Origin of the sequence: Rothia sp. HMSC072B03, from assembly GCF_001809565.1 — a bacterium.
GTDB classification, from domain to species: domain Bacteria; phylum Actinomycetota; class Actinomycetes; order Actinomycetales; family Micrococcaceae; genus Rothia; species Rothia mucilaginosa_A.
Window position 1 is genome coordinate 267,583 of the sequence record NZ_KV797969.1, and the last position, 21,574, is coordinate 289,156.

The window sequence follows — 21,574 nt, forward strand, 5'->3', positions numbered from 1 at the left end:
GCCGTAATAACCGTCGTGACGATAACCGTCGCGAGGGTGGTTACCGCGGTAATCGTGACGGTGGCCGTGACTTTGGAGGCGACCGCGACTTCAAGCGTCGTGACGACCGCGGTGCTCGCCGCGATGACCGCGGCGGCCGCGAGTACGGTAACCGCGACTTCGGCGGCCGTAATAACCGTCGTGACGATAACCGTCGCGACGGCTACCGCGGCGGTCGCGGCAAGCGCTACTAAGCGGGCGTTGTAGCCCGGAAGCCGTATCCCGCGCCGTGTGACCGGAGCGTCGCGTAGCGCGGGGAGGGCCCAAAGCGTCCAGGCCGGTGGGGGACGAATTATCCGTTTCTCCGCCGGCCTTTTGCCTGTCTTAGGCGTCCGGCTGCGGCGGCATGGCGGGGAGCATGGAGGAGTGGATTCCCGAGGATAAAATTGTGGTGTATGCCATACTATTCGCGCTTGCGGGTGCCCCCAAAGCCATGTATAGTTTTACCTGTTGCCCCGATAGCTCAGTGGTAGAGCGCCATCTTGGTAAGATGGAGGTCCCGGGATCGATTCCCGGTCGGGGCTCTGTCATTAGCCCGTTATGCGGCGTTAATGATGTGGCGGTGTAGCTCAGCTGGTTAGAGCGCACGACTCATAATCGTGAGGTCGACGGATCGAGCCCGTCCACCGCTACGCCCCGATAGCTCAGTGGTAGAGCGCCATCTTGGTAAGATGGAGGTCCCGGGATCGATTCCCGGTCGGGGCTCAGATAAGCCTGCCTCTTCGGAGGCAGGCTTTTTTGTTTGCTCAAAACGGCCGCGGGTATTCAACTTCTGCAGGCTGTGGAATCTAGAGACGGCGAAGCCCCCGAGAAATATCATTCTCGGGGGCTTCAGCAATGTCGGAGTTTTACGTGCTCTTGGGTGCTCCTAGCGCGTTCTAGGAGGCGCGGCGCACCACCGGCAGCTGGGACAGCAGCTCGTAGGAGCGCAGGCGGTCCTCATGCTCCCACGCCTCGGTCATGATGATGAGCTCGTCGGCACCGGTGCGCGCCACCAGGTCCTCAATGCGAGCCTGCGCGGTGGCGGGGGAGCCTACGATCGCTTCGGCGGTCATGCGGTCGATGTGCATCTTCTCCGCGTCGGTCCAGACGGCGTCCATATCTTCCACGGGAGGTGCGAAGGACAGATTGCCGCGCACCACGCCCAGGAAGTGCTGCTGCTGGCTCGTGTACAGGTAGCGTGCGCGCTCATCGGTATCGGCGAGCATTGCGGTTGCACCCACCATGACGTAGGGCTCGGCCAGATGCTCGGAGGGCTTGAAGTTTGCGCGGTAGGTGTCTACCGCCTCCTGCAGCATTGCGGGCGCAAAATGCGAAGCGAACGCGTAGGGCAGACCCCGCTGCGCGGCAAGCTGCGCACCGAACAGGGAAGAACCCAGAATGTACATGGGAACCTTCGAACCCTGGCCCGGGATGGCGTGCACGCGGTGCATGGGGGAGGGTTCGCCCAGGAAGCGCTGTAGCTGCTGCACCTCGGCGGGGAAGCTCATGGCGGCAGAATCGTCGCGGCGCAAAGCGGCGGCGGTCATCGGGTCGGTGCCGGGCGCACGGCCCACACCCAGGTCAATGCGGCCGGGGTGGAATGCGTTGAGGGTACCGAACTGCTCCGCCACCACGTAGGGTGCGTGGTTGGGGAGCATAATGCCGCCCGAACCCACGCGAATACGCTCGGTTGCGGCGGCAATCTCGGCCATGACCACGACAGTCGCGGAGGACAGCAGGGAGCCGGCATTGTGGTGCTCGGCGACCCAGAAGCGCTCGTAACCGTAGGACTCAGCCGCGCGGGCGGCATCGATGGTGTTGAGCATGGTCTGGTGCTGGCTCTGGTCGGGGCGGTGCGGCATCAGGTCAAGCACCGAAATTTTTACGTTGGAAGACATAACTTTTCCTTCTGAAATAGATTGCAGGTACCCGTCCAGCCTACGCCTGCTTGGGCTGGACGGGTAGGGGCCTTCGCTAGCAGGTAAAAATGCGACGAAATACTGCGCGCGTGTGTTCTGCGTGTGCACCGCGCGGATCCATTCTGCGTGTCCACTCCGTGTACCCGGGCTGAACACCGTGCACGGGGCCGGTAGACTGAAATCATGAGCATTAACCCTGAGATTGTGGGCAGGGTCTACCCGTCCGAGAACACCTACGTTGTCGGTCGCGAAAAGATCCGCGAGTTTGCCCGAGCAGTTCACGCAGAAAACCCCCTCCACCACGACGTTGAGGCAGCCCGCGCGGCAGGGTACGCAGATGTGATTGCCCCGCCGACCTTCGCCATTATCCTGGCGCAGGCTGCCGACGCGGCACTCATCAACGACGAGTCCGCGGGCATCGACTTCTCGCGCGTCGTGCATGCCGACCAGCGTTTCACTCACCACCGCCCCATCGTGGCCGGTGACGAGCTGCGCACCGAGGTTCACGTGGACTCCGTGCGCGTTATGGGTGCCGGCGCAATGCTGACCACCCGTGAAGAAATCGTTGACGCGCAGGGCGAGCCGGTCACCACCTGCATTTCTTCCCTGTTGGTTCGTGCCGAGGAGGAGAACTAATGGTGCGTTTTGAAGATCTTGAAAAGGGCCAGGACATCGGTTCGCGTACCGTGGAGCTCTCCCGCGCTTCGCTGGTGCGTTACGCTGGCGCCTCCGGTGACTTCAACCCGATTCACTGGAACGAGCGTTTTGCTCAGTCGGTGGGTCTGTCCGGCGTGATTGCTCACGGCATGCTGACCATGGGTACCGCCGTGCAGCTAGTGAGCGACTGGGTGGGCGACCCCGGCGCGATTGTGGACTACCAGACTCGATTCACCAAGCCCGTTCCCGTGGCGGATGCACCCGGCGGCGAAAACCCCGACACCCCCACGAACGCCCTGACTATCAGCGGTAAGGTGGGCGCCCTGAATGAGGAGGAGCGCACCGCCCGCATCGACCTGACCGTCACCGCGCGTGACGAGGAAGGCAAGGAGCAGAAGGTTCTGATGAAGAGCCAGGCTCTGGTGCGTCTTTCGGCATAGTCCCTCGGCACAGAGTTTCTGTGCTCGCAGATAGCTGCGTGAAGGCCCCGACGCTGCCCGTTGCGGTGGTGCCGGGGCTTTCGCGCGCTCACCGCTTTTGTGCGCTTACCGGCGGGGTAGTTGCGTTTTCTGAGAAAGGTGCGGCGGAAAATGAAGGCAAAATCACCATAAGGTTTCAGTGACTTTAACGCGTGGCGGGTGTTGACCTCCCGCAACGCCCGCTATTCTTAACCTATGACTGAAAAGCTGTTGAGCGAACTGACCACCGCCCAGGTAGGCGGCCCCGCCAAAACCTACGTCCGTGCCACCTCCGAGGCAGAAATCATCGAAGCAGTCTCCGCTGCAGACGCCGCCGGTGACCCCGTCCTGATTGTCGGTGGAGGCTCCAACCTGCTGGTTTCCGACGCGGGATTCGACGGAACCGTCGTGCACATCGCCTCCGACGGCGTGGAGAAGCTACCCATTCCCGCCTGCGGCGGCGCCAACGTGCGCGTGCAGGCTGGCACCATCTGGGACGACTTCGTGAAGCTCAGCATCGAGAACGAATGGGTTGGCCCCGCGGCTCTTTCCGGCATCCCCGGCACCGTGGGTGCGACCCCCGTGCAGAACGTGGGAGCCTACGGCGTGGAGGTGGGTGAGTTCATCGCCTCCGTACGCACCTGGGACCGCGAGAAGAACGCCCTGAAGACCTTCGCCGCCGCCGACCTGCGCTTCGGCTACCGCGACTCGGTGCTCAAGCGCGCAACCGTCAACGGCTCGCCCCGCTACGTGGTGCTGACCGTCGATTTCCAGTTCACCCTGGGTAGTCTCTCCTCCCCGATTAAGTACGCCGAGCTGGCTAAGAGCCTGGGCGTGGAGCCCGGTCAACGCGCCGACTCCGCGCTGGTACGCCAGAAGGTTCTGGAACTGCGCGGCTCCAAGGGCATGGTGCTCAACCCCGAGGACCGCGACACCTTCTCGACCGGTTCGTTCTTCACCAACCCGATCGTTCCGCGCTCGACCCTGGATTCCCTGCCGGAGGGCGCCCCGAACTTCCCGGTCATTACCAAGGTCACCCCCTTCGGCCCCGGCACCGAGGACCCGGACCGCGTGAAGCTCTCGGCGGCCTGGCTGATTCAGCACGCCGGTTTCGACAAGGGCTTCGGTCTGGAGGGTGAGTCCCGCGAGATTGCCCACGGCCGCGCAAGCCTGTCGACCAAGCACACCCTGGCCATTACGAACCGCGGCGGCGCCTCCGCCGAGGATATCTTCGCGATTGCCCGCGCCGTGCGTGACGGCGTGCGCGAGCGCTTTGGCGTAACCCTGGTTCCCGAGCCCGTCGTGGTCAACGGCGAAATTTAGACGCCATTGTAGTGAGGATGCCCCGGTTCCGTTTCGTGTGAAGCGGAACCGGGGCATCGTGCGTTAATGGGGCGGCAGTCATTCCGCCCGGAGCCTGCCTGACCGCAAGCGACTGTGCCGGAAGTGACCGTGCCGGATGCAACCTAACGGGGATCGGCCGAAGGGGACTTGCCGGGGGCCGGTAGGTTCTGGCTCCGCGGAGGGGCCTCGCGGCCGGTAGCTGCGGGAGCCTCGGGCAGATGCCGCACGAGTGCCTGTACGGCAAAGGGGACCCGTTCGCGGGGGCAGGGGACGTGGAAAATCGGCTTGTGCCTCACGGGACGGTAGGGGAAGTATTCGGCGTCCTCGCGGGTGGACCAGACGATATTGCCGAACTCGTTCGGCACGGGCGAGAGCACGTTGGCGTAGTAGGCGCGGGCCTCCCCGCCCGCGGATTCATCCTGCTCAATGATGAGCGCGCGCACCATGCCCGCGGAAACCTCCCGGCCCGCCTCTGCCTCATCCGGGCGTTCGGAGGGGTTCAGATGTACAGCCCGTAGCCTGTCCCCGAGCTCGTCCACGCGGGCCTCGCCGGGGGCCAGAACAGAGGCCTGTGCCGCGAGAGATGCGCAGAGGCCTTCACAGAGTGCACGAATCAGCGCCATGCGGGCCGGGTAGATGTCGGTGATATCCCAGCCGAGCAGAGGCGGGGCGGAAGAGACCTCGGGGGAAGAAGCCCCTTCCTGGCGTAGATTCTCCTCGCCCCGGTTCTCATCGCGCCGGGGCGTTCCGGGCGCATCCAGCGGAAGGTAGCCACGGGCAATCAACCCGCGCTCCACCGCGCGACCGTCGCGCTGCTCCCAGAAGCTACGCGAGGACACGCTGAAAAGGAGTTGCGCATCGCGCACCTGCACGGTGAGCACGAAGTCCTGCGGGTAGGAGTTCTTGTACCGGGGCCTCAACGCAATCGGCTTATCGGTGGGCCCGAAGTTCTCGGGCCAGTCCAGGTAGTAGCTCATGGAAGCCCCGTCGCTACGATGCACCGTGAGCTCGCCGGGGAGCAGCTGGGCCTCGGGCGTTCCCGCGCGGCGGGCGGTGGCGTAGCGCTCGCTCACGGGCCAGGGCGTGAACTCTGTCCGGTAGGCGGTGGGTACAAAAGAATCAAGCATTGCGGTGACCCCTCACAGACGTATTCTAGGTCTTCAACCATTATGGCCCACAAGAACGCCGTGCCCTCCCCAAAAGCTGCGGGAGGGCACGGCGTGCGGGTTTACAGCGAATCGCGGTTAGAGCGACTGGCCGCGACGTTCAGGCAGGAAGAACACCGTGGTTGCGGCGGTCAGGAAGGCCAGAGCGAAGAGCGTGAACAGCAGCGGGGTGCCGCCGAAGGCCACGAGCGGGGGCACGATGAGCGGTGCCGCAATCGAGGCCAGGCGTCCAATACCGGCCGCAGCACCGGTGCCGGTGCCGCGCAGGTGAGTCGGGAAGATTTCCGGGCTCAGGGCGTAGAGCGCACCCCAGGCACCCAGGTTGAAGAAGGAGAGCAGGCAACCGGCGATGATGATGAACACGTCGGAGTGCGCCAGGCCGTATCCCGCCGCGGCCAGCGCGGATCCAATCAGGAAGACGGCCAGGGTGGCGCGGCGGCCCCACTTCTCGATGAGGTAGGCGGCCACGGCGTAACCGGGCAGCTGCGCGAGGGTCATGATGAGTGTGAATGCGAAGGACTTGACCAGGCTGAAGCCCTGAGCGCTCAGCAACGCCGGAATCCAGATGAAAGCGCCGTAGTAGGAGAGGTTAATGCAGAACCAGATGATGCACAGGGCGATGGTCTTGCGGCGCTGACCCGCGGCCCAAATCGAGTGGACCTTGGCGGATTCGGCGTTGTCGGTGCTCTCCTCGGTGCCGTGGACGGCGGTCTCCTCGGCCTTCTGCGCCTTGGGGAAGAGAGCGGGGGAGGCTTCGAAGCGTTCGACGACGCGGCGGGCGTCATCGTGCTTGCCGACGGACTCCAGGAAGCGCACGGACTCGGGGGTGCCCATGCGGACCACCAGCGAGTAGATGGCGGGAATCAGGCCGATGGCCAGGGCCCAGCGCCAGCCGTTGGCCTGGGGAACGACAAAGGTGCCGATGACGGCGGCCAGAATCCAGCCGACCGCCCAGAACGCTTCAAGGGCGACCACGACGCGACCGCGGATGGAACGGGGCGAGAACTCGGAGATGAGCGTGGAGGCCACGGGCAGCTCGGCACCCAGACCCAGGCCGACCAGGAAGCGGAAGACCAGCAGTAGCCCCAGCGAGGTGGACAGCGCGGAGGCGCCGGTCGCCAAGCCGTAAATCAGCAGGGTGAGGGCGAAGATATAGCGGCGGCCGAGCTTATCGGCGAGCAGACCGCCGAAGGTTGCGCCGAGTGCCATGCCGGCGAAACCGATGGAACCGAGCCAGGAAGCCTCGGTGGGGCTGAGGTGCCATTCCTTGAGGAGCGCGGCCATAACGAAGGAGATGAGGCCGACGTCCATGGCGTCTAGGGCCCAGCCGAGCCCCGAGATGCCTAGGAGCTTGCCGTGGGTGCGGGTGAAGGGAAGATTTTCGAGGCGTTCGTTGAGGGTGGGTGCGGTGTTGTGTTCCGGGATGGACGCAGCGGCGCGGGCGCGGGGTGAGTCCGTTGATTCGGGGCGGGAGGAGGACACGGTGGTGGGTCGCTTCCTTAGTGTTTAGGCGTAATGCCGGGTGAATTGTTTCCTTTACAGTGTATAAAGGTATTTTCGACTTGAACACTATAGAAACGAAAAAAATTGAAGATAACAAAAAATCTCAAAGGTTAAGAAATCCTTCACAGCCCCCACCCAGCGGCAGATGATATTCTCTAACCAGCCCGCCGCTTGGCGATACTCACCGCCCAACCCGTTTGGAAGGACCACCCCTGAAAACCCTCGAAGACGAAGTCAAGGAAAGCGAAACCAGCCGCTTTCACCGCTGGCTCGAAGCCCGCAAGGAACGCATGAACGCACATCCGGTTCTGCGGCACCTCTACAAGCCCCTCGTGATTGGTGTGGGTGCCTTCTGCTTTATTGCCGGCCTGATTATGCTCGTCACCCCCGGCCCCGGCTGGCTCTTCATCTTCATCGGCCTGGGCATCTGGGGCACCGAATTTACCTGGGCCCGCCGCGCCAACCGATTTATGAAGCACGTGGTGCTCACCGCCTGGTATCGCTACCGCGCCTGGCGCCAGCAGCGTAAGGAACGCAAAGCCGCACGCTAGGCGGCTCATACTCAATAGCGCTAATACCGGCTCCCACCCGCCGGCCTGATGTACATGGCAAAAGCCCTCGCTCCCATCCACACAGGATGGAAAGCGAGGGCTTTCGTATGTTCTAGTCAGCGAGCTTTAGAGCTTGCCCACGGCAATCTGCAGCATACGGCGAATCGGCTCGGCAGCACCCCACAGCAGCTGGTCACCCACGGTGAACGCGCTAATGTACTCGGGGCCCATCGCGAGCTTACGCACGCGGCCAACCGGGATCTCCAGGGAGCCGGACGCAGCCACGGGGGTCAGCTGCTCCATCGAAGCCTCACGCTCGTTCGGCACGAAGCGAACCCAGGGGTTATCCTCGGCGATGATGCGCTCAATCTCCTCCAGCGGCAGGTCCTTCTTGAGCTTGATGGTCAGCGCCTGAGAGTGCGAGCGCATCGCGGCGATACGGACGCACAGGCCGTCCATGGTTACCTTATCGTCGGCGGAACGGCCCAAAATCTTATTGGTCTCAACCTCGGCCTTCCACTCCTCACGGGACTGGCCGTTACCCAGGTCAGAATCAATCCAGGGAATCAGGGAGCCGGAGAGCGGCACACCGAACTGGGTAGAATCCAGCTCACCGGAACGCTGCTTGGCCAGAACCTTGCGGTCAATATCCAAGATTGCGGATGCGGGGTCGTCCAGCTCGGCGGACACCTCGTTGCCCAGGTCCCGGAACTGTGCGAGCACCTCACGCATGTGGCGGGCGCCGCCACCGGAAGCAGCCTGGTAGGTCATGGAGGTTGCCCACTCGACCAGGTCGTTCTTGAAGAGGCCGCCCAAGCCCATCAGCAGGCAGGAGACGGTGCAGTTGCCGCCAATGTAGTCCTTAATGCCGGAAGCCAGACCGCGGTCGATGACGTCGCGGTTAATGGGGTCCAGCACGATGATGGAGTCATCGTTCATGCGCAAGGTGGAGGCGGCGTCAATCCACAGGCCGTCCCAGCCGGCTGCGCGCAGCTTCGGGTGCACAGCCTCGGTGTAGCCACCGCCCTGAGCAGTCACAATAATCGAGTGCTTACGCAACTCGTCGACGTCGTATGCGTCCTTCAGTTCGGACGGCTCGAGAACGCCGTCGAAGGTGGGCGCCTGGCCACCAACGTTAGAGGTGGTGAAGAAGACGGGGGTAATGCCCTCGAAGTCGCCTTCCTCAACCATGCGCTTCATGAGGACCGAGCCCACCATGCCGCGCCAGCCAACAAAACCTACAGAGTCACCGGGATTAAAGTTCATGGTTCCCAGTGTACTCTCAGGTTGGCGCATCCGGGATAACACCGTACAAAAAATCTGGTATTCGGAACGGAACATCCCGCGGAGGCGCGGAGCTTACCGCCGAGGCTTATCCTCGGGGTGCTCGGGGCGGGTTAAACGCTCAAGCCCGCGGCACTCCAGGTGAAGTATCCGCGGGCTTGAGATGCAGTTTACGGGATGCGTCCTTTAGGGGAGACGTTCGAGCCTCTGGAAGGAGAAGTACATGGGGTTCTTCGTGCCCGACTCATCGAGCAGATACCCCTTCTCGCTCTTCTCCCAGGCCGTCTCGGAGACCACGTGCCAGCATCCGTTCGGGGAGCCTACCGCGCAGTTTCCGTGAGAGTCCGCGAGCTGCAGTTCGGGCGCTCGCGTATCGCCGGTAATCTCGTTGCCTTCCTGGCAGTAGAAGAACGTACGCTCCACCACTTCCACCCGACCGAAGGCGGGCAGGTCGTTGCGGGAGAGCGCCTCCGCGTACACGGAACCGCCGCCAAGAATCCAGGCATCAACGGTAGGGGTGTTAGCCGCGGTGCTTTCCGGCAGCTCGGGATTCGGCTCAATCGGTGCGCCCACGGCGTCGCGAGCCGCGTACAGGGCCGCATCCAGCGAGGGAACCCACAGGGCACCATCGCGTTCTTCAGCCTCAGAAACCGAACGGCTAATCACAATATTCGTGCGGCCCGGCAGCGGACGGAAACGCGGCGGGAAGGACTCCCACGTGCGGCGCCCCATGATGACCGGAGCCCCCAGGGTGACCGCCTTGAAGTGCGCCAAATCCTCCGGGGCGCGCCAGGGCATATCCCCCGCGCGGCCAATGACTCCGGCATCGGTTTGAGCCCAAATAGCGCCCAGACAATACATCATGCCTCCTAGAGCTACCTGCAGTTAGACCGCAATCGGGGCGGCAATGCCCGGGTGGTGCTTGTAATCCACCAGCTCGAAGTCTTCATACTCGTAATCGAAAATAGAAGGCTTCTTGGTTTTAATAACGAGCTTCGGGTACGGGTACGGCTTACGCGGCGGGTAGGGGTTACCCTCCGGGTCGGTGCCGTAACCCAGCTGCTTCTTCACCTGCTCCAGGTGGTTCGAGTAGATGTGGCAGTCGCCGCCGGTCCACACGAACTCGCCCGGCTCCATGCCCACCTCCTGCGCAATCAGGTAGGTCAGCAGGGCGTAGGAGGCGATGTTAAAGGGCACGCCCAGGAACATGTCCGCGCTACGCTGGTACAGCTGGCAGGAGAGCTCCTTCACGCCGTCCGGGCGCTCGTGCACGTAGAACTGGAAGAGCGCGTGACAGGGCGGAAGTGCCATGTTGTCCACCTCGACCGGGTTCCACGCCGAAACGATGTGGCGGCGCGAGGCGGGGTTGTTCTTGAGCGAGTCGATGACCTTGGCAATCTGATCGATCGTGCCTCCGTCGGGGGTCGGCCAGGAACGCCACTGCACGCCGTACACCGGACCCAAGTCACCGTTCTCGTCGGCCCATTCATCCCAAATGGTCACGCCGCGCTCCTGCAACCAGCGGACGTTCGAGGAACCGCGCAGGAACCACAGCAGTTCAATTGCCACCGACTTAAAGTGCACGCGCTTGGTGGTAATCAGCGGGAAGGAATCCCGCAGGTCGAAGCGCATCTGGCGGCCAAACACGCCGAAGGTACCGGTGCCGGTACGGTCGGAACGCTGCGCATCCGCCGCGATGGCGTCCTTGTTCTCCTCGAGGATTTCGCGCAGAAGATCTTCATAGGGAGTGGGGATTGCGTGAGTCATAAGAAAAACCTTGAATCCTGTCAGTAGACGTGAGAGACGGCAAAGAAGCAACCGCCCCTCTATTGTACAACCCGCAAACGGGGTGCAGGTAGAGCAAACGCGCTGAGCATAAAGCCCAGCGCGCTCGCCGTTAGAAGATAAAAGATATGGATGCTAGTCCAGTGCCGCGCGTACACGCTCCACCGAGACAATACGCGGGTCATCGCCCTCGGTCACCTGCAGGACCAGGGCATCGCCGGGCTCCAGGTACGGGTCCTCAGTCGGAAGGACCTCCGCGGAACCCTCAAACAGGTACTCGCGCAGAACATCCATCACCTGCGGCAGTACCGGGCGGTGGGTGCACAGCAGGGATGAAGAATCCTTATCGAACAGCGAAGCCACCACGCGGGCAGTACGCGCCGGGTGACGCTGAGCCCCAGCCTCCGAGAGGGACTTCTTCTCCTTGACCGCCACGCCGTGCTCCACGGAGTAGGGGGTCACCGTCTGCAGGCAGCGCAGCCACGGCGAGGAGAGGATTCGGTTGGGTGCCCAGGCAGCATAGAGGCCACTGGAGGCGAGGGCCTGGCGCTTACCGGTGCCGGCTAGCGGACGGTCATCCTCGGCGGCGGCCCAGTGCGAACGCGGCTTGGCCTTCGCGTGGCGGGCAATGATGACGGGGCGGGTGCGTAGCGCATCCGCCTCGCGCAGAGCCTCGAGGGAATCTAGCGGGCCCAGGTCATCACGGTTGGTCAGCAGGGCGCGGGCCACCTCGGGGGTCACCCAGCGAAGCTCGTCCACTTCACCCTCATCGGCCAGGGCGCGAGCGCCCTCGGGGAGCTGAGCGGACCAGTAGAAGACATCCTTGGGACGGCCGCCCACGGGGTAGGAGGTGACAGCCAACGGCACGCCCAGGGTCACCTGCAGGCCCACTTCCTCACGAATCTCGCGGATTGCGGTTTCTGCGAGGGACTCGCCCGGGTCCTGCTTGCCCTTGGGCCAGGACCAGTCGTCGTAGTTGGGTCGGTGAATGATGAGCACCTCGAAGACATCGTCGCGCACGCGCCAAATCAGCGCGCCGGCAGCAACGATTTCTGCGGTGTTGGCGGGGGAACGGTCGACGCTGTTCACCGCGTCGAAGCGTCGGGCCGAGTAGTAGATGGAGGAGGAATCCTGCGGGGCCATGTCTCTCTAGTCCTTGGTGGTTGGGTCTGCACGGCGCGGTGGAAGCGCCGGGTTCCGCGTCTTATTGTACGGGAGAAAAACCACAACCTGTCACCTTGACGTAACCTTCTGTTCACCTTTGCGTCCGGGTTGCATCCGGGTTATGTCTGGGTGGGCGTGCGGGAACCGGCAAACCGACGCAGGATAGCGAAGGAGCCCCGCTCCCCACCGTACGGGGTGGGAAGTGGGGCTCCTTGTGGAAGGGACGATACCGGCCTAGACCTTATCCACGTTCTTACGCGAGCGCGAACGCAGGTAGTAGGACTGCACATCCTGCAGGGGCTTGCCCTCGCTATCGGTGTTGTGACGGGTCCAGGTGCCGTCCGCGGCCAGGTGCCAGGTGCGCGAGGAATCACTCATGTAGATGGTGAACATATCGAGCAGGTACTTGATGTGGCGCGGATCCTTGATCTGTACGAGCGCCTCGATGCGGCGGTCCAGGTTGCGGTGCATCATGTCGGCCGAGCCGATGTACACGACCGGATCGCCCGCATTCTCGAAGGCGAACACGCGCGAGTGCTCCAGGAAGCGGCCCAGAATCGAGCGCACACGAATGTTTTCGCTCAGACCGGGAACGCCGGGGCGCAGGGCGCAGATACCGCGTACGACCACATCCACCGGCACGCCCGCCTGGGAAGCGCGGTAGAGCGAGTCGATGACGGCTTCGTCCACCATTGAGTTGCACTTGATCTGAATCTTGGCCGGCTTACCCGCCTGGTGGTTCTCAATCTCGCGGTCGATGCGCTCAATCAGGCCGCTACGCAGGGAGCGGGGTGCAACCAGCAGCGACTTGTAGCTGGTCTTCGGGGCGTAGCCGGAGAGCTGGTTGAACAGGCGCGAGACGTCCTCGCAAATCTGCTCGTCGCAGGTGATGATGCCCAGGTCCTCGTAGAAACGGGCCGTGGAGGGGTGGTAGTTACCGGTGCCGATGTGGGCGTAACGACGCAGGTGGTTGCCCTCGCGGCGCACCACCAGGGAGAGCTTGCAGTGCGTCTTCAGGCCCACGATGCCGTACACCACGTGCACGCCGGCGCGTTCGAGCTTGCGAGCCCACGAGATGTTGGCCTCCTCGTCGAAGCGGGCCTTAATCTCGACCAGCGCCACGACCTGTTTGCCGGCCTCGGCGGCCTCAATCAGGGCGTCCACGATGGGGGAATCGCCGCTGGTGCGGTACAGGGTCTGCTTGATGGCCTGCACGCGCGGGTCGGCGGCGGCCTGAGCCAGGAAAGCCTGCACACTGGTGGCGAAGGAATCGTAGGGGTGGTGCAGCAGCACGTCGTGGTCGCGGGCTGCGGCGAAGACATCCGCTTCCTTGGCGGTCTCGGCGGCGTTGAGCCAGCGGGAGGTGTGCGCAATGTGCTTGGGGTAGTGCAGCGCCGGACGGTTGGCGCGCACGATGGCACTCAGGCCACGCAAATCCAGCGGGGCCGGCAGGCGGTACACCTCGGACTCGTCGATGTTCAGTTCAGAAATCAGCAGGTCGAGGATGGTGGGGTTAATAGTATCCTCAACCTCCAGACGCACCGGCGGGCCGAAGCGGCGGCGCAGAAGCTCCTTCTCCAGGGCCTTCAGCAGGTTCTCGGCGTCGTCCTCTTCCACCTCGAGATCCTCGTTACGGGTCACGCGGAAGACGTGGTGCTCCACAACCTCCATGCCGGGGAAGAGCGTGTCGAGATGCTCCGCGATGATGTCCTCAAGCGGAATGTAGCGGCTCTCGCGGCCGGCGGTGTTGGCGGCGCGGGCACCGTCCACGGAGACCATACGGTCCAGCTGATCGGGTACCTTGACGCGGGCGAAAAGCTCCTTGCCGGTCTGCGGGTTGCGCACCAGCACGGCAAGGTTGAGCGAAAGACCCGAGATGTAGGGGAAGGGGTGAGCCGGGTCCACGGCCAGCGGGGTCAGAATCGGGAAGATGTCGCGCATGAAATCCTGGCGCAGGCGTACCTTGGCGTCGGTGTCCAAATCCTCCCAGCTCACGATGCGGATGTTCTGCTCCTCCAGGGCGGGCAGCACCTGCTCGTGGAATACCTTGGCGTGGCGCTCCTGCAGCTTGTGGGCGCGCTCGGCAATCTCCTCCATCTGCTCCTCGGGGCTCAGACCGGCGGCGGAGGGCACGGCCAGTCCGGTGGCGATGCGGCGCTTCAGGCCGGCCACGCGCACCATGAAGAACTCGTCGAGGTTGGAAGCGACGATGGACAGGAAGTTCAGGCGCTCCAGCAGGTACAGGTCCGGATCCTCCGCCAGCTCCAGCACGCGGGTGTTGAAGTCGAGCCAGCTGCTCTCGCGGTCGAAGAAACGCTCGGGGCCGAACTCTTCCTCCAGGCTGAAGTAGGATCGCTTCTCGCCCTTCTCGATGCGGTCGCCGCGGGAGTCCGCGCGCTCGATCTTGGAGATGTCGTTGCCGATGTGGATAACGCCGGTCATGGGCGCCGGCTCGGTGGGCTTGGGTTTGGGTGCCTTATTCAGACCGTTAGGGGCGGGTACCATACTGTACTTCCTTTCCTGTGTAGTGGTTAGCTAAATCGGTGGGCGCACCCGCGGCGGCGCGCCGGGGCGGGCCCGGCATGCAATGAGGCCTGAGCGGGCTCGCGTGCGGGAGGGCTAGGCGGCGTGACCGGGAGCGTACATACGGTCCACCGTGGCCACGCTGAATCCCAACGAGGTGTACAGCGAGTAGGCCGCGGTGTTGTCGGCATCCACGTAGAGCTCGATGGCGTGCAGGGGCTCGCCCGATTCGTCGGCGGCCAACGCCAGGTAGGCCAGCGCTCGCAGGGTCAGGGTGCGGCCCAAGCCGCCTCCCTGCGAGTCGGGGTTCACTCCCACCACGTAGATTTCGCCGGCGGGGGAGAGCTCGCCCCTCACCTGCCCGGTCGGAATCTTGGTCCAGGTAAACGCAGCAATCGAAGCGTCGTCTTCCTTCTCGGAGGCGATGAAGAAGCCCTCGGGACGGAACCAATCGGAGCCGGTGCGCTCGCGCAAATCGGCCAGGGTGAGCTTGCCCTGCTCAGGATGGTGCGCAAAGGCGGCCGCGTTGACCCGCAGCCAGGGGAACTCGTCCGCGCCCGTGTAGGTGCGCATCCGCAGGTTCTCGGGGAGCGCGCGCGCGTCGGAGCGTTCAACGAGGTCCTCGCGGGTTGACTCGTCCAGCGGCAGAACCATCTTGTACAGAACGCGCACCGGGCTGAACCCGTGCAGGGTCGCGAAGGCGTGCGCGGGGGTTTCGATGCCGGTGTCGTTGGCGCTTCCGTGCACCCAGAGGCGGTATCGCACGGCGTCCTCCCCGAGCTGACGGACGGCGTGCTCGAAGAACGCGCTTCCCGCGCCGCGACCGCGGTAGGCGGGAGCCACGGCCGCCTCGATGACGCCGCCGTCCTCATCGGAGATGGGAGTGAGGGCCACGAAGGCGGCCGCGATGGTGCCGCCGTCCTCGGCCAGGAAGAGGCGGGGAGGGGTGAGGGTGCGCTCGCGCAGGGCCTTGGTGAGTTCGATGCGGGTCTGCTCGGAGAACGCCGAGACGCCGTCGTGGAGCGCAACCTCGCGGGCAAAAGTATCGAAACGGTCCAGCAGCTCGGCGGTGAGTGCGGGTTCGGTGTAGACAAGGTCGGTTGAGGGAGGGGTTGTCTGACTGGTGGCCATCATTGCCTTCTTTCGTAGCCTTCCCTTTAACTCTACCGGGGAATATTGTTCTTTGAAGAGTTTGGTCTAGGTTACGAACGAATATGACGGGAACCGACCGTCCTACGCCCCTCGCGTGTCGGTTAACGGGTCGAGCTGAAGGAATATCCCACGTTGCGGACGGTCGAAATCATCTGCTCGTGCTCGGTGCCCAGCTTCGATCGCAGGCGACGCACGTGCACGTCGACCGTGCGGGTGCCGCCGTAGTAGGAATCGTAGCCCCAGACCTCCGAGAGCAGCTGCGCGCGCGAGAAGACGCGGCCCGGGTGCATGGCCATGAATTTGAGGAGCTCAAACTCCTTGAAGGTCAGGTTGAGCGCGGCCCCGGAGAGATGTGCCGAATAGGCCTGCGTGTCGATAACCAGGTTGCCGGCCCGGATGATGCGTTCCTGCGTCGAATCGTCCTGGGGCTCGGCCTCACTCACGATGGCCAGGCGCAGGCGGGCGTCCATTTCGGAGGGGGAAGCCTGATCCGAAACGATGTCGTCCACCTGCCAGGAGGAGGCAACCGCCGCCATGCCACCCTCGTTAAGAAGCGCGATGAGGGGGAGCTGTAGGCCGGATGCACGGAGCAGCTGGGCGCTGTGGCGAGCCTGCACGAGCGCGGTGCGGGCATCCAGTATGACCAGGTCAAACCCCTGATCCTCGAGGACCTTATGCGCCGTGTCGAGGGGGAAGAGCTGCACCCGGTGGCTGAGGAGGCTCAGAGAGGGAACGACGTCCTGAGCCGTGGTGTCGCTCAGAAGCGCAATACGGTACACGTTCTCTCCCTTCCTACACGTCACGCGGCGGCTTGATAAATCTCTTCTAGTGTACCCGCCCGGCCCCCAACCGCCGGGAGCGGCGCCAGCCTCAGACTAAGGACACCCCGCCGCCAGCCCCTCGTGCGCTCTTTCGCGCTGGGGCGTGTGGTAGCTTTAAGACATGGATAACAATCTTATGGCTCTCGAAGCTTTCTTCATGGTGCTGATGGCTATCATCTCCGTGTGCATCGCAATCGGTGCTTTCGCGGTGTTGCGCGGCCTCTTCAGCGGTCAGAAGTAATCTTCCGATAAGGGCAGAAGTATAAGCCTGACATAGGGCATTGGGCGGTTCGCGAGCCGCCCGCGCCAATGACGGCGTAAACCCCCGTCCGGGTTCATCCGGGCGGGGGTTTCCTATGCCTGTTTTCTCCGGTGGGCTACCGGCGGTAGGCTTCTGGGCCGCTGGCGAACTCGTAACATATCTCTATCCGTTGCCTGCCCTAGCCGGTAAAATGTGGGTATGGCTATTGAAATTCCTTCCAACCTAACCCCTGAACTCGTTCCCTTTGCGTGGCTCCTCGGCACCTGGGAAGGCACCGGAACCATGTGGTACGAGGGTCAGGAAAACACCCCCTTCGGCCAGATTATTACCTTTGAGCAGGATGGCCTGCCCTTCATTGAGTACCGCGCCGAATCTTTCCTCCTCGACGACGAGGGTAAGAAGCTCCGTCCCATCACCGTAGAGACCGGCTTCTGGCAGATCGATCGCCCGCTCACCGATGCCGACGGCGGCTTCGGCATCGTGCCCAAGGACGTTGTTCCCGCCTTCGCCGACGCGGAGAGCGTCGAGACCCTGCGTAACGAGGACGACGGCTTCTCCCTGCTCGCAACCATCGCCCACCCCGGCGGTATCAGCGAGAACTACGTGGGCATGGTTAAGGGCCCGGTCGTGCGCATGCAGACCGGCAACCTGCTGCGCGACGAGATTTCCCACGAGTACGCCGGCTCGGTGCGCCTGTGGGGCCTGGTCAACGGTAACCTCATGTGGGACTGGGAGATTGCGGACGCCGAGGGCAAGCTGCACAAGCACGCTTCCGCCGAGCTGCGCAAGACCTCCTCGATGACCGGCGATTCCTTGGGAACCTCGATGTTCGGTTCCCTGGACGGCGAAGAGCCCACCGGCGAGCCTTCCGATAAGCCCGCCGCCGAATAGTTTGTGCCAATCATCAGAGCCTGCCCCGCTCCCCGGTGGGGTGGGTTCTTTCGTGTGAAAGGTTTCCTCCGTGACTGAATCTTTGACCGACCCGGTCCGGGCCGAACAGGACCGGACCGCACGCCTCGCAAGCCCCCTGCTTTCGGTGAGCGGGGCTTTCGCCGCCGGCGGCCCCGACGAGGGTGTGGCGGCCCACTACGGCGACCCCATCCACGAGCAGCGAGCCCTGAGCCGCGACCGTTCCGCCGGGGCGGACGAACCCCTGGTGGTGGTAGACCGCTCGTCCCTGGGTATCGTGCGAGTGACGGGCCCGGACCGCCTGACCTGGCTGACCTCCATCGCCTCGCAGATTCTGAGCGATATGAAGGCCGGCGATAGCCGTGAATTCCTGCTGTTGACCCCGCAGGGACGCATCGAATACGCCCCCGCAGCCTTCGAAGACGGTGAGGCCCTCTGGCTCATCGTCGAGGGTGACCAGGCCGAATCCCTGGAGGAGTACCTCAACCGCATGAAGTTCATGTTGCGCGTCGAGATTCAGAATCTCAGCGACGAGTACGCGGTGCTCGAGACGAGCCGCGATCCCCGCGGTGCTGATGGAGTAGTACATCCGGCCCTGGCCGCGGCGCTCGCCGGTGCCTCCGCCGAAGGCCTGCCGGTGTGGGAGGACCCCTGGAACACCCCCGCCCCGGGTGGCTACCGCTACGACGAGGCCGGGGATGCGCACCCGGGCGCCGACTACGTGCGGTTCTGGACGATTATTCCCCGCGGGACGCTAGATGCCCTGGCGGAGAACCGCGAGGGCGTTCGTCTCGCGGGTGTATGGGCCGCCGAGGCCCTGCGCATCGAGGCCTGGCGTCCCCGCTACGGCACCGAGGTGGATGACAAGAGTATTCCGCAGGAGCTGGACTACTCCCGCACTGCGGTGCACTTCGATAAGGGATGCTACAAGGGGCAGGAGACGGTTGCGCGCGTGCACAACCTGGGCCGCCCGCCGCGCCGCCTGGTATTCTTGGACATCGATGGTTCGGAGCACACCCTGCCGGCCGTCGGTAGTGAGCTCTTCGTGGAGGGCAAGGCCCGCCCGGTTGGCCGTATCACTTCGGTGGCGCTGCACCACGAGGCCGGGCCCATCGCCCTGGCCGTCATTAAGCGTGGCGTTGATCCGAAGGCGCCCCTGCGCGCGGTAGACGGTGGGGATTTCCTGCCCGACGGGTCCCCGGCACCGGCCACGGAGTATGCGGTGGCTCAGACGACTGTGGTTTCGCCCGATTCGGGCGAGGTGGCGCGCCGTTCCCTCTCCGGCCAGGATTTCTTGAAGCGTTAGAAACCGACTCTCTGTTCTTTCTGGAAGCGTAGAAACCGCTGAGGCGGGCACTCGCGATGGAGAGTGCCCGCCTCAGCGGTTTTGTGTACGGGGAGCGGCTTAGCGGCCGAAGAGGACAGAGGCCTCGTCCCAACGTTCCTGCGGAACGGACTTCAGGCCGTCCAGAGCCTCTTCCAGCGGCACGTACTTGACGACGGTGCCCTGGACCGAAACCATCTTGCCCCACTGCTTCTGCGCGACCATGTCCACGGCGCCCATGCCCAGGCGGGTTGCCAGCACGCGGTCGAAGCCGGTGGGGGCGCCACCGCGCTGGATGTGGCCGAGGATGGTGTTACGGGTCTCGATGCCGGTCATGCGTTCGATTTCGTGGGTCACGTATTCACCAATGCCGCCGAGGCGCGGACGACCGTCCTTCTCGGTACCCTTGTTGGCCATGACATCGTCGAAGCCCTCGGGGATGAAGCCCTCGGCAACGACGACCAGGGGAGAACGGCCGCGGTCGTGTACCTCGGTGACCCACTCGGCGACCTGGTCCATGGAGACCTTGACCTCGGGAATCAGGATGGCGTGTGCGCCTGCCGCCATGCCGGAGTGCAGCGCAATCCAGCCGACGTGACGACCCATGACCTCTGCGACCATGCAACGGTGGTGCGACTCACCGGTGGTGCGGATGCGGTCCATAGCCTCGGTTGCGATGGAGACTGCGGTATCGAAACCGAAGGTGTAGTCGGTCGCGCGCAGGTCGTTATCAATGGTCTTGGGCACGCCGATGACGGGCAGGCCGGCGTCGGCCAGGCGCTTGGCGCCGGCGAGGGTGCCTTCACCGCCGATGGCGACGATGGCGTCGATGCCGTGACGCTCCATCATGATTTCGATGTTTTCGGGGCCGCCGTTGGGGCCGTCGAAGGGGTTGGTACGGGAGGTGCCGATGATGGTACCGCCCTGGGCTGCCAGGCCGCGGACCTTCTGGCGGGGCAGGTCCATGTAGTCGCCCTCGACGACGCCTCGCCAGCCGTCACGGAAGCCGACGAATTCGTAACCGTACTTCTTGACACCGTTGAGCACGGCACCTCGAATGACAGCGTTCAGGCCGGGGCAGTCGCCGCCGGAAGTAAGCAGACCGATCTTCATGTTGGCTCCTTGTGAATGTCTGCGCGTCGGGGGTGTGTTGCGCGCGTATATAACTATGGCCTCCACGAAGTCGGCACGCACGAAAGTGCCGCTCGGGAGGTCATTCTCTTGGTCTCTATTTTAGCGGGGTTTGGGATGTGTGGGTAGTGGTGGATTGGGGTGGGAATGGCCTCATTCCGGCATAAAAGTTCAGGTGCTTTACACCCTCAGTCGGCATATTTTGAGCGGGTGATTGCCGCATCCGCGCCCTGACAACGAAGAGAGGCCCGGGGCCTGCCTCCGCCGCAGCGGTAGAGGCAGGCCCCGGGCGCTCAAAAAATATTTAACGATTCATGAAACGCACTCGCGAGAGGCGACTAATCGCGCGCACGACCCAGTAGTTCCTGCAGGCGGGCAACGCCCTCGGCCAGGTCGTCATCTCCCAGGGCGTAGGACAGGCGCAGGTAGCCGCTGGGGCCGAAGGCCTCGCCGGGGACAACGGCAACTTCGGCCTTCTCGAGGATGAGCTCGGCGAGCTCGGCGCTGGTCTGCGGGCGTACGCCGTCGATTTCCTTGCCCAGCAACTCGCGAACGTCCGGGTAGGCGTAGAACGCGCCGGTGGGAACGGGGCAGTGCACGCCCTCGATAGCGTTGAGGCCCTCGACGATGGCGCGGCGGCGGCGGTCGAAGGCGGCGTGCATGACCTTCACGTCGTCCTGCGGGCCGGTCAGAGCGGCCAGGGCGGCACGCTGGGCGATGTTATTGACGTTGGAGGTCATGTGCGACTGCAGGTTAGAAGCCGCCGCGATAACGTCGCGAGGACCAATCATCCAGCCCACGCGCCAACCGGTCATGGCGTAGGTCTTGGCCACACCGTTGAGGATTACGCAGCGATCGGCCAGCTCGGGCACAGCCTTCAGAATCGAGACCGAGTCGGCGTCATCGTAGGTGAGGTGCTCGTAGATCTCGTCGGTCAGAACGAAGATGCCCTTCTCCAGAGCCCACTGGCCGATGGCGCGGGTTTCCTCTTCGGTGTACACGGCACCGGTCGGGTTGGAGGGGGAGACGAAGATGAGCGCCTTGGTTGCGGGGGTGTAGGCTTCCTCGAGCTGCTCGACGGTGACCTTGTAGTGCTGGTCGCTACCGGCAAAAACCTCGATGGGGTTACCGCCGGCCAGGCGGATGCATTCGGGGTAGGTGGTCCAATAGGGAGCCGGCAGCAGAACGTCGTCGCCCTCGTCAATGACCGTGGCGAAGGCCTGGTATACGGCCTGCTTGCCGCCGTTGGTCACGATGACCTGGGAGGGATCGACCTTAACGCCGGAGTCGCGCAGGGTCTTGTCCGCGATGGCCTTCTTCAGCTCGGGCAGGCCGGAGGCGGGGGAGTAGCGGAAGTTCTTGGGGTCCTTCAGCGCTTCGTGGGCGGCATCCACAATGTGTGCGGGGGTAGCAAAGTTGGGTTCGCCGGCGCCGAAGCCGATGACGGGGCGTCCCTGAGCCTTGAGTGCTTTGGCCTTTGCATCAACGGCAAGGGTTGCGGAGGGTGCAATGGCACCGATACGGCTGGAAATGCGCGCCATGGGGGCTCTCTTCTCTCTTGTTGTGTGTAGCGGGGGCGAAACGCCGGTGAGGTCGTAGC

General features: G+C 63.9%; 18 protein-coding genes, 3 tRNA genes and 1 pseudogene. 10 read left to right on the forward strand and 12 right to left on the reverse strand.

The window, feature by feature from the left end:
- From HMPREF2630_RS04505 to HMPREF2630_RS04520, 4 genes and pseudogenes are all read left to right on the forward strand, one after another.
- A pseudogene (locus HMPREF2630_RS04505) lies at positions 1–233 on the forward strand (ATP-dependent RNA helicase); the annotation flags it as partial.
- Positions 234–491: 258 nt separating this feature from the next.
- Positions 492–563, forward strand: a tRNA-Thr gene (locus HMPREF2630_RS04510).
- 34 nt (positions 564–597) lie between these two features.
- A tRNA-Met gene (locus tag HMPREF2630_RS04515) sits at positions 598–671 on the forward strand.
- Between the two features lies 1 nt (position 672).
- A tRNA-Thr gene (locus HMPREF2630_RS04520) sits at positions 673–744 on the forward strand.
- 173 nt (positions 745–917) lie between these two features.
- On the opposite strand, the gene HMPREF2630_RS04525 is transcribed toward HMPREF2630_RS04520, so the two are convergent.
- Positions 918–1,919: an LLM class flavin-dependent oxidoreductase gene (locus HMPREF2630_RS04525; protein WP_070483610.1), complete on the reverse strand. Its 1,002-nt coding sequence runs from the start codon at positions 1,917–1,919 to the stop codon at positions 918–920.
- A 204-nt stretch (positions 1,920–2,123) separates the two neighbouring features.
- On the opposite strand from HMPREF2630_RS04525, the gene HMPREF2630_RS04530 reads away from it, so the two are divergent.
- The 3 genes from HMPREF2630_RS04530 to HMPREF2630_RS04540 all read left to right on the forward strand — a co-directional run bounded on the left by HMPREF2630_RS04530 (position 2,124) and on the right by HMPREF2630_RS04540 (position 4,378).
- Complete coding sequence (locus tag HMPREF2630_RS04530) at positions 2,124–2,576, forward strand: MaoC family dehydratase N-terminal domain-containing protein (RefSeq protein ID WP_070483612.1); 453 nt, start codon at positions 2,124–2,126, stop codon at positions 2,574–2,576.
- Positions 2,576–3,037 (forward strand): MaoC family dehydratase, encoded by a 462-nt coding sequence (locus tag HMPREF2630_RS04535; RefSeq protein ID WP_070483614.1) that lies wholly within the window; start codon positions 2,576–2,578, stop codon positions 3,035–3,037. The genes HMPREF2630_RS04530 and HMPREF2630_RS04535 overlap by 1 nt, the downstream gene beginning before the upstream one ends.
- Positions 3,038–3,271: 234 nt before the next feature.
- Complete coding sequence (locus tag HMPREF2630_RS04540; RefSeq protein WP_049343279.1) at positions 3,272–4,378, forward strand: UDP-N-acetylmuramate dehydrogenase; 1,107 nt, start codon at positions 3,272–3,274, stop codon at positions 4,376–4,378.
- A gap of 143 nt (positions 4,379–4,521) precedes the next feature.
- On the opposite strand, the gene HMPREF2630_RS04545 is transcribed toward HMPREF2630_RS04540, so the two are convergent.
- Complete coding sequence (locus HMPREF2630_RS04545) at positions 4,522–5,526, reverse strand: histidine kinase (protein ID WP_070483616.1); 1,005 nt, start codon at positions 5,524–5,526, stop codon at positions 4,522–4,524.
- Between the two features lie 117 nt (positions 5,527–5,643).
- Positions 5,644–7,047: an MFS transporter gene (locus HMPREF2630_RS04550; RefSeq protein ID WP_083298885.1), complete on the reverse strand. Its 1,404-nt coding sequence runs from the start codon at positions 7,045–7,047 to the stop codon at positions 5,644–5,646.
- Between the two features lie 311 nt (positions 7,048–7,358).
- Here HMPREF2630_RS04550 and HMPREF2630_RS04555 point away from each other — a divergent pair, with 311 nt between their 5' ends.
- A complete protein-coding gene (locus HMPREF2630_RS04555) occupies positions 7,359–7,619 on the forward strand; it encodes a PGPGW domain-containing protein (protein WP_239653565.1) in 261 nt (86 codons plus the stop codon).
- A 126-nt stretch (positions 7,620–7,745) separates the two neighbouring features.
- Here HMPREF2630_RS04555 and asd read toward each other — a convergent pair whose 3' ends face one another.
- From asd to HMPREF2630_RS04590, 7 genes are all read right to left on the reverse strand, one after another.
- Positions 7,746–8,885 (reverse strand): aspartate-semialdehyde dehydrogenase, encoded by a 1,140-nt coding sequence (gene asd, locus HMPREF2630_RS04560; RefSeq protein ID WP_070483620.1) that lies wholly within the window; start codon positions 8,883–8,885, stop codon positions 7,746–7,748.
- Between the two features lie 204 nt (positions 8,886–9,089).
- Positions 9,090–9,764 carry a dihydrofolate reductase gene (locus HMPREF2630_RS09420; protein WP_070483622.1) on the reverse strand — a complete coding sequence of 225 codons (675 nt, stop codon included), beginning with the start codon at positions 9,762–9,764 and terminating at the stop codon, positions 9,090–9,092.
- A gap of 24 nt (positions 9,765–9,788) precedes the next feature.
- On the reverse strand, positions 9,789–10,670 hold the full coding sequence (locus tag HMPREF2630_RS04570) for a thymidylate synthase (protein WP_070483624.1): 882 nt from the start codon (positions 10,668–10,670) through the stop codon (positions 9,789–9,791).
- A 153-nt stretch (positions 10,671–10,823) separates the two neighbouring features.
- On the reverse strand, positions 10,824–11,831 hold the full coding sequence (locus HMPREF2630_RS04575) for an NUDIX hydrolase (RefSeq protein ID WP_049343275.1): 1,008 nt from the start codon (positions 11,829–11,831) through the stop codon (positions 10,824–10,826).
- Positions 11,832–12,086: 255 nt separating this feature from the next.
- Positions 12,087–14,357: an RNA degradosome polyphosphate kinase gene (locus HMPREF2630_RS04580; RefSeq protein WP_080975241.1), complete on the reverse strand. Its 2,271-nt coding sequence runs from the start codon at positions 14,355–14,357 to the stop codon at positions 12,087–12,089.
- A gap of 114 nt (positions 14,358–14,471) precedes the next feature.
- Positions 14,472–15,506, reverse strand: a complete 1,035-nt coding sequence (mshD, locus tag HMPREF2630_RS04585) for a mycothiol synthase (protein ID WP_143131605.1) — start codon at positions 15,504–15,506, stop codon at positions 14,472–14,474.
- A gap of 122 nt (positions 15,507–15,628) precedes the next feature.
- On the reverse strand, positions 15,629–16,306 hold the full coding sequence (locus HMPREF2630_RS04590) for a winged helix-turn-helix transcriptional regulator (RefSeq protein ID WP_049343273.1): 678 nt from the start codon (positions 16,304–16,306) through the stop codon (positions 15,629–15,631).
- 502 nt (positions 16,307–16,808) lie between these two features.
- On the opposite strand from HMPREF2630_RS04590, the gene HMPREF2630_RS04595 reads away from it, so the two are divergent.
- Both HMPREF2630_RS04595 and HMPREF2630_RS04600 read left to right on the forward strand, forming a co-directional pair.
- Positions 16,809–17,501 (forward strand): heme-binding beta-barrel domain-containing protein, encoded by a 693-nt coding sequence (locus HMPREF2630_RS04595; protein WP_049331824.1) that lies wholly within the window; start codon positions 16,809–16,811, stop codon positions 17,499–17,501.
- A 70-nt stretch (positions 17,502–17,571) separates the two neighbouring features.
- The gene (locus HMPREF2630_RS04600) at positions 17,572–18,825 is read left to right on the forward strand and encodes a CAF17-like 4Fe-4S cluster assembly/insertion protein YgfZ (protein WP_070483627.1); all 1,254 of its coding nucleotides are present in this window, start codon (positions 17,572–17,574) and stop codon (positions 18,823–18,825) included.
- Positions 18,826–18,924: 99 nt separating this feature from the next.
- Here the strand turns inward: HMPREF2630_RS04600 and HMPREF2630_RS04605 are convergent, their stop codons facing one another.
- Positions 18,925–19,956: a 6-phosphofructokinase gene (locus tag HMPREF2630_RS04605; RefSeq protein WP_049343271.1), complete on the reverse strand. Its 1,032-nt coding sequence runs from the start codon at positions 19,954–19,956 to the stop codon at positions 18,925–18,927.
- 356 nt (positions 19,957–20,312) lie between these two features.
- On the reverse strand, positions 20,313–21,515 hold the full coding sequence (locus tag HMPREF2630_RS04610) for a pyridoxal phosphate-dependent aminotransferase (protein ID WP_070483629.1): 1,203 nt from the start codon (positions 21,513–21,515) through the stop codon (positions 20,313–20,315).
- Positions 21,516–21,574: the final 59 nt, after the last annotated feature.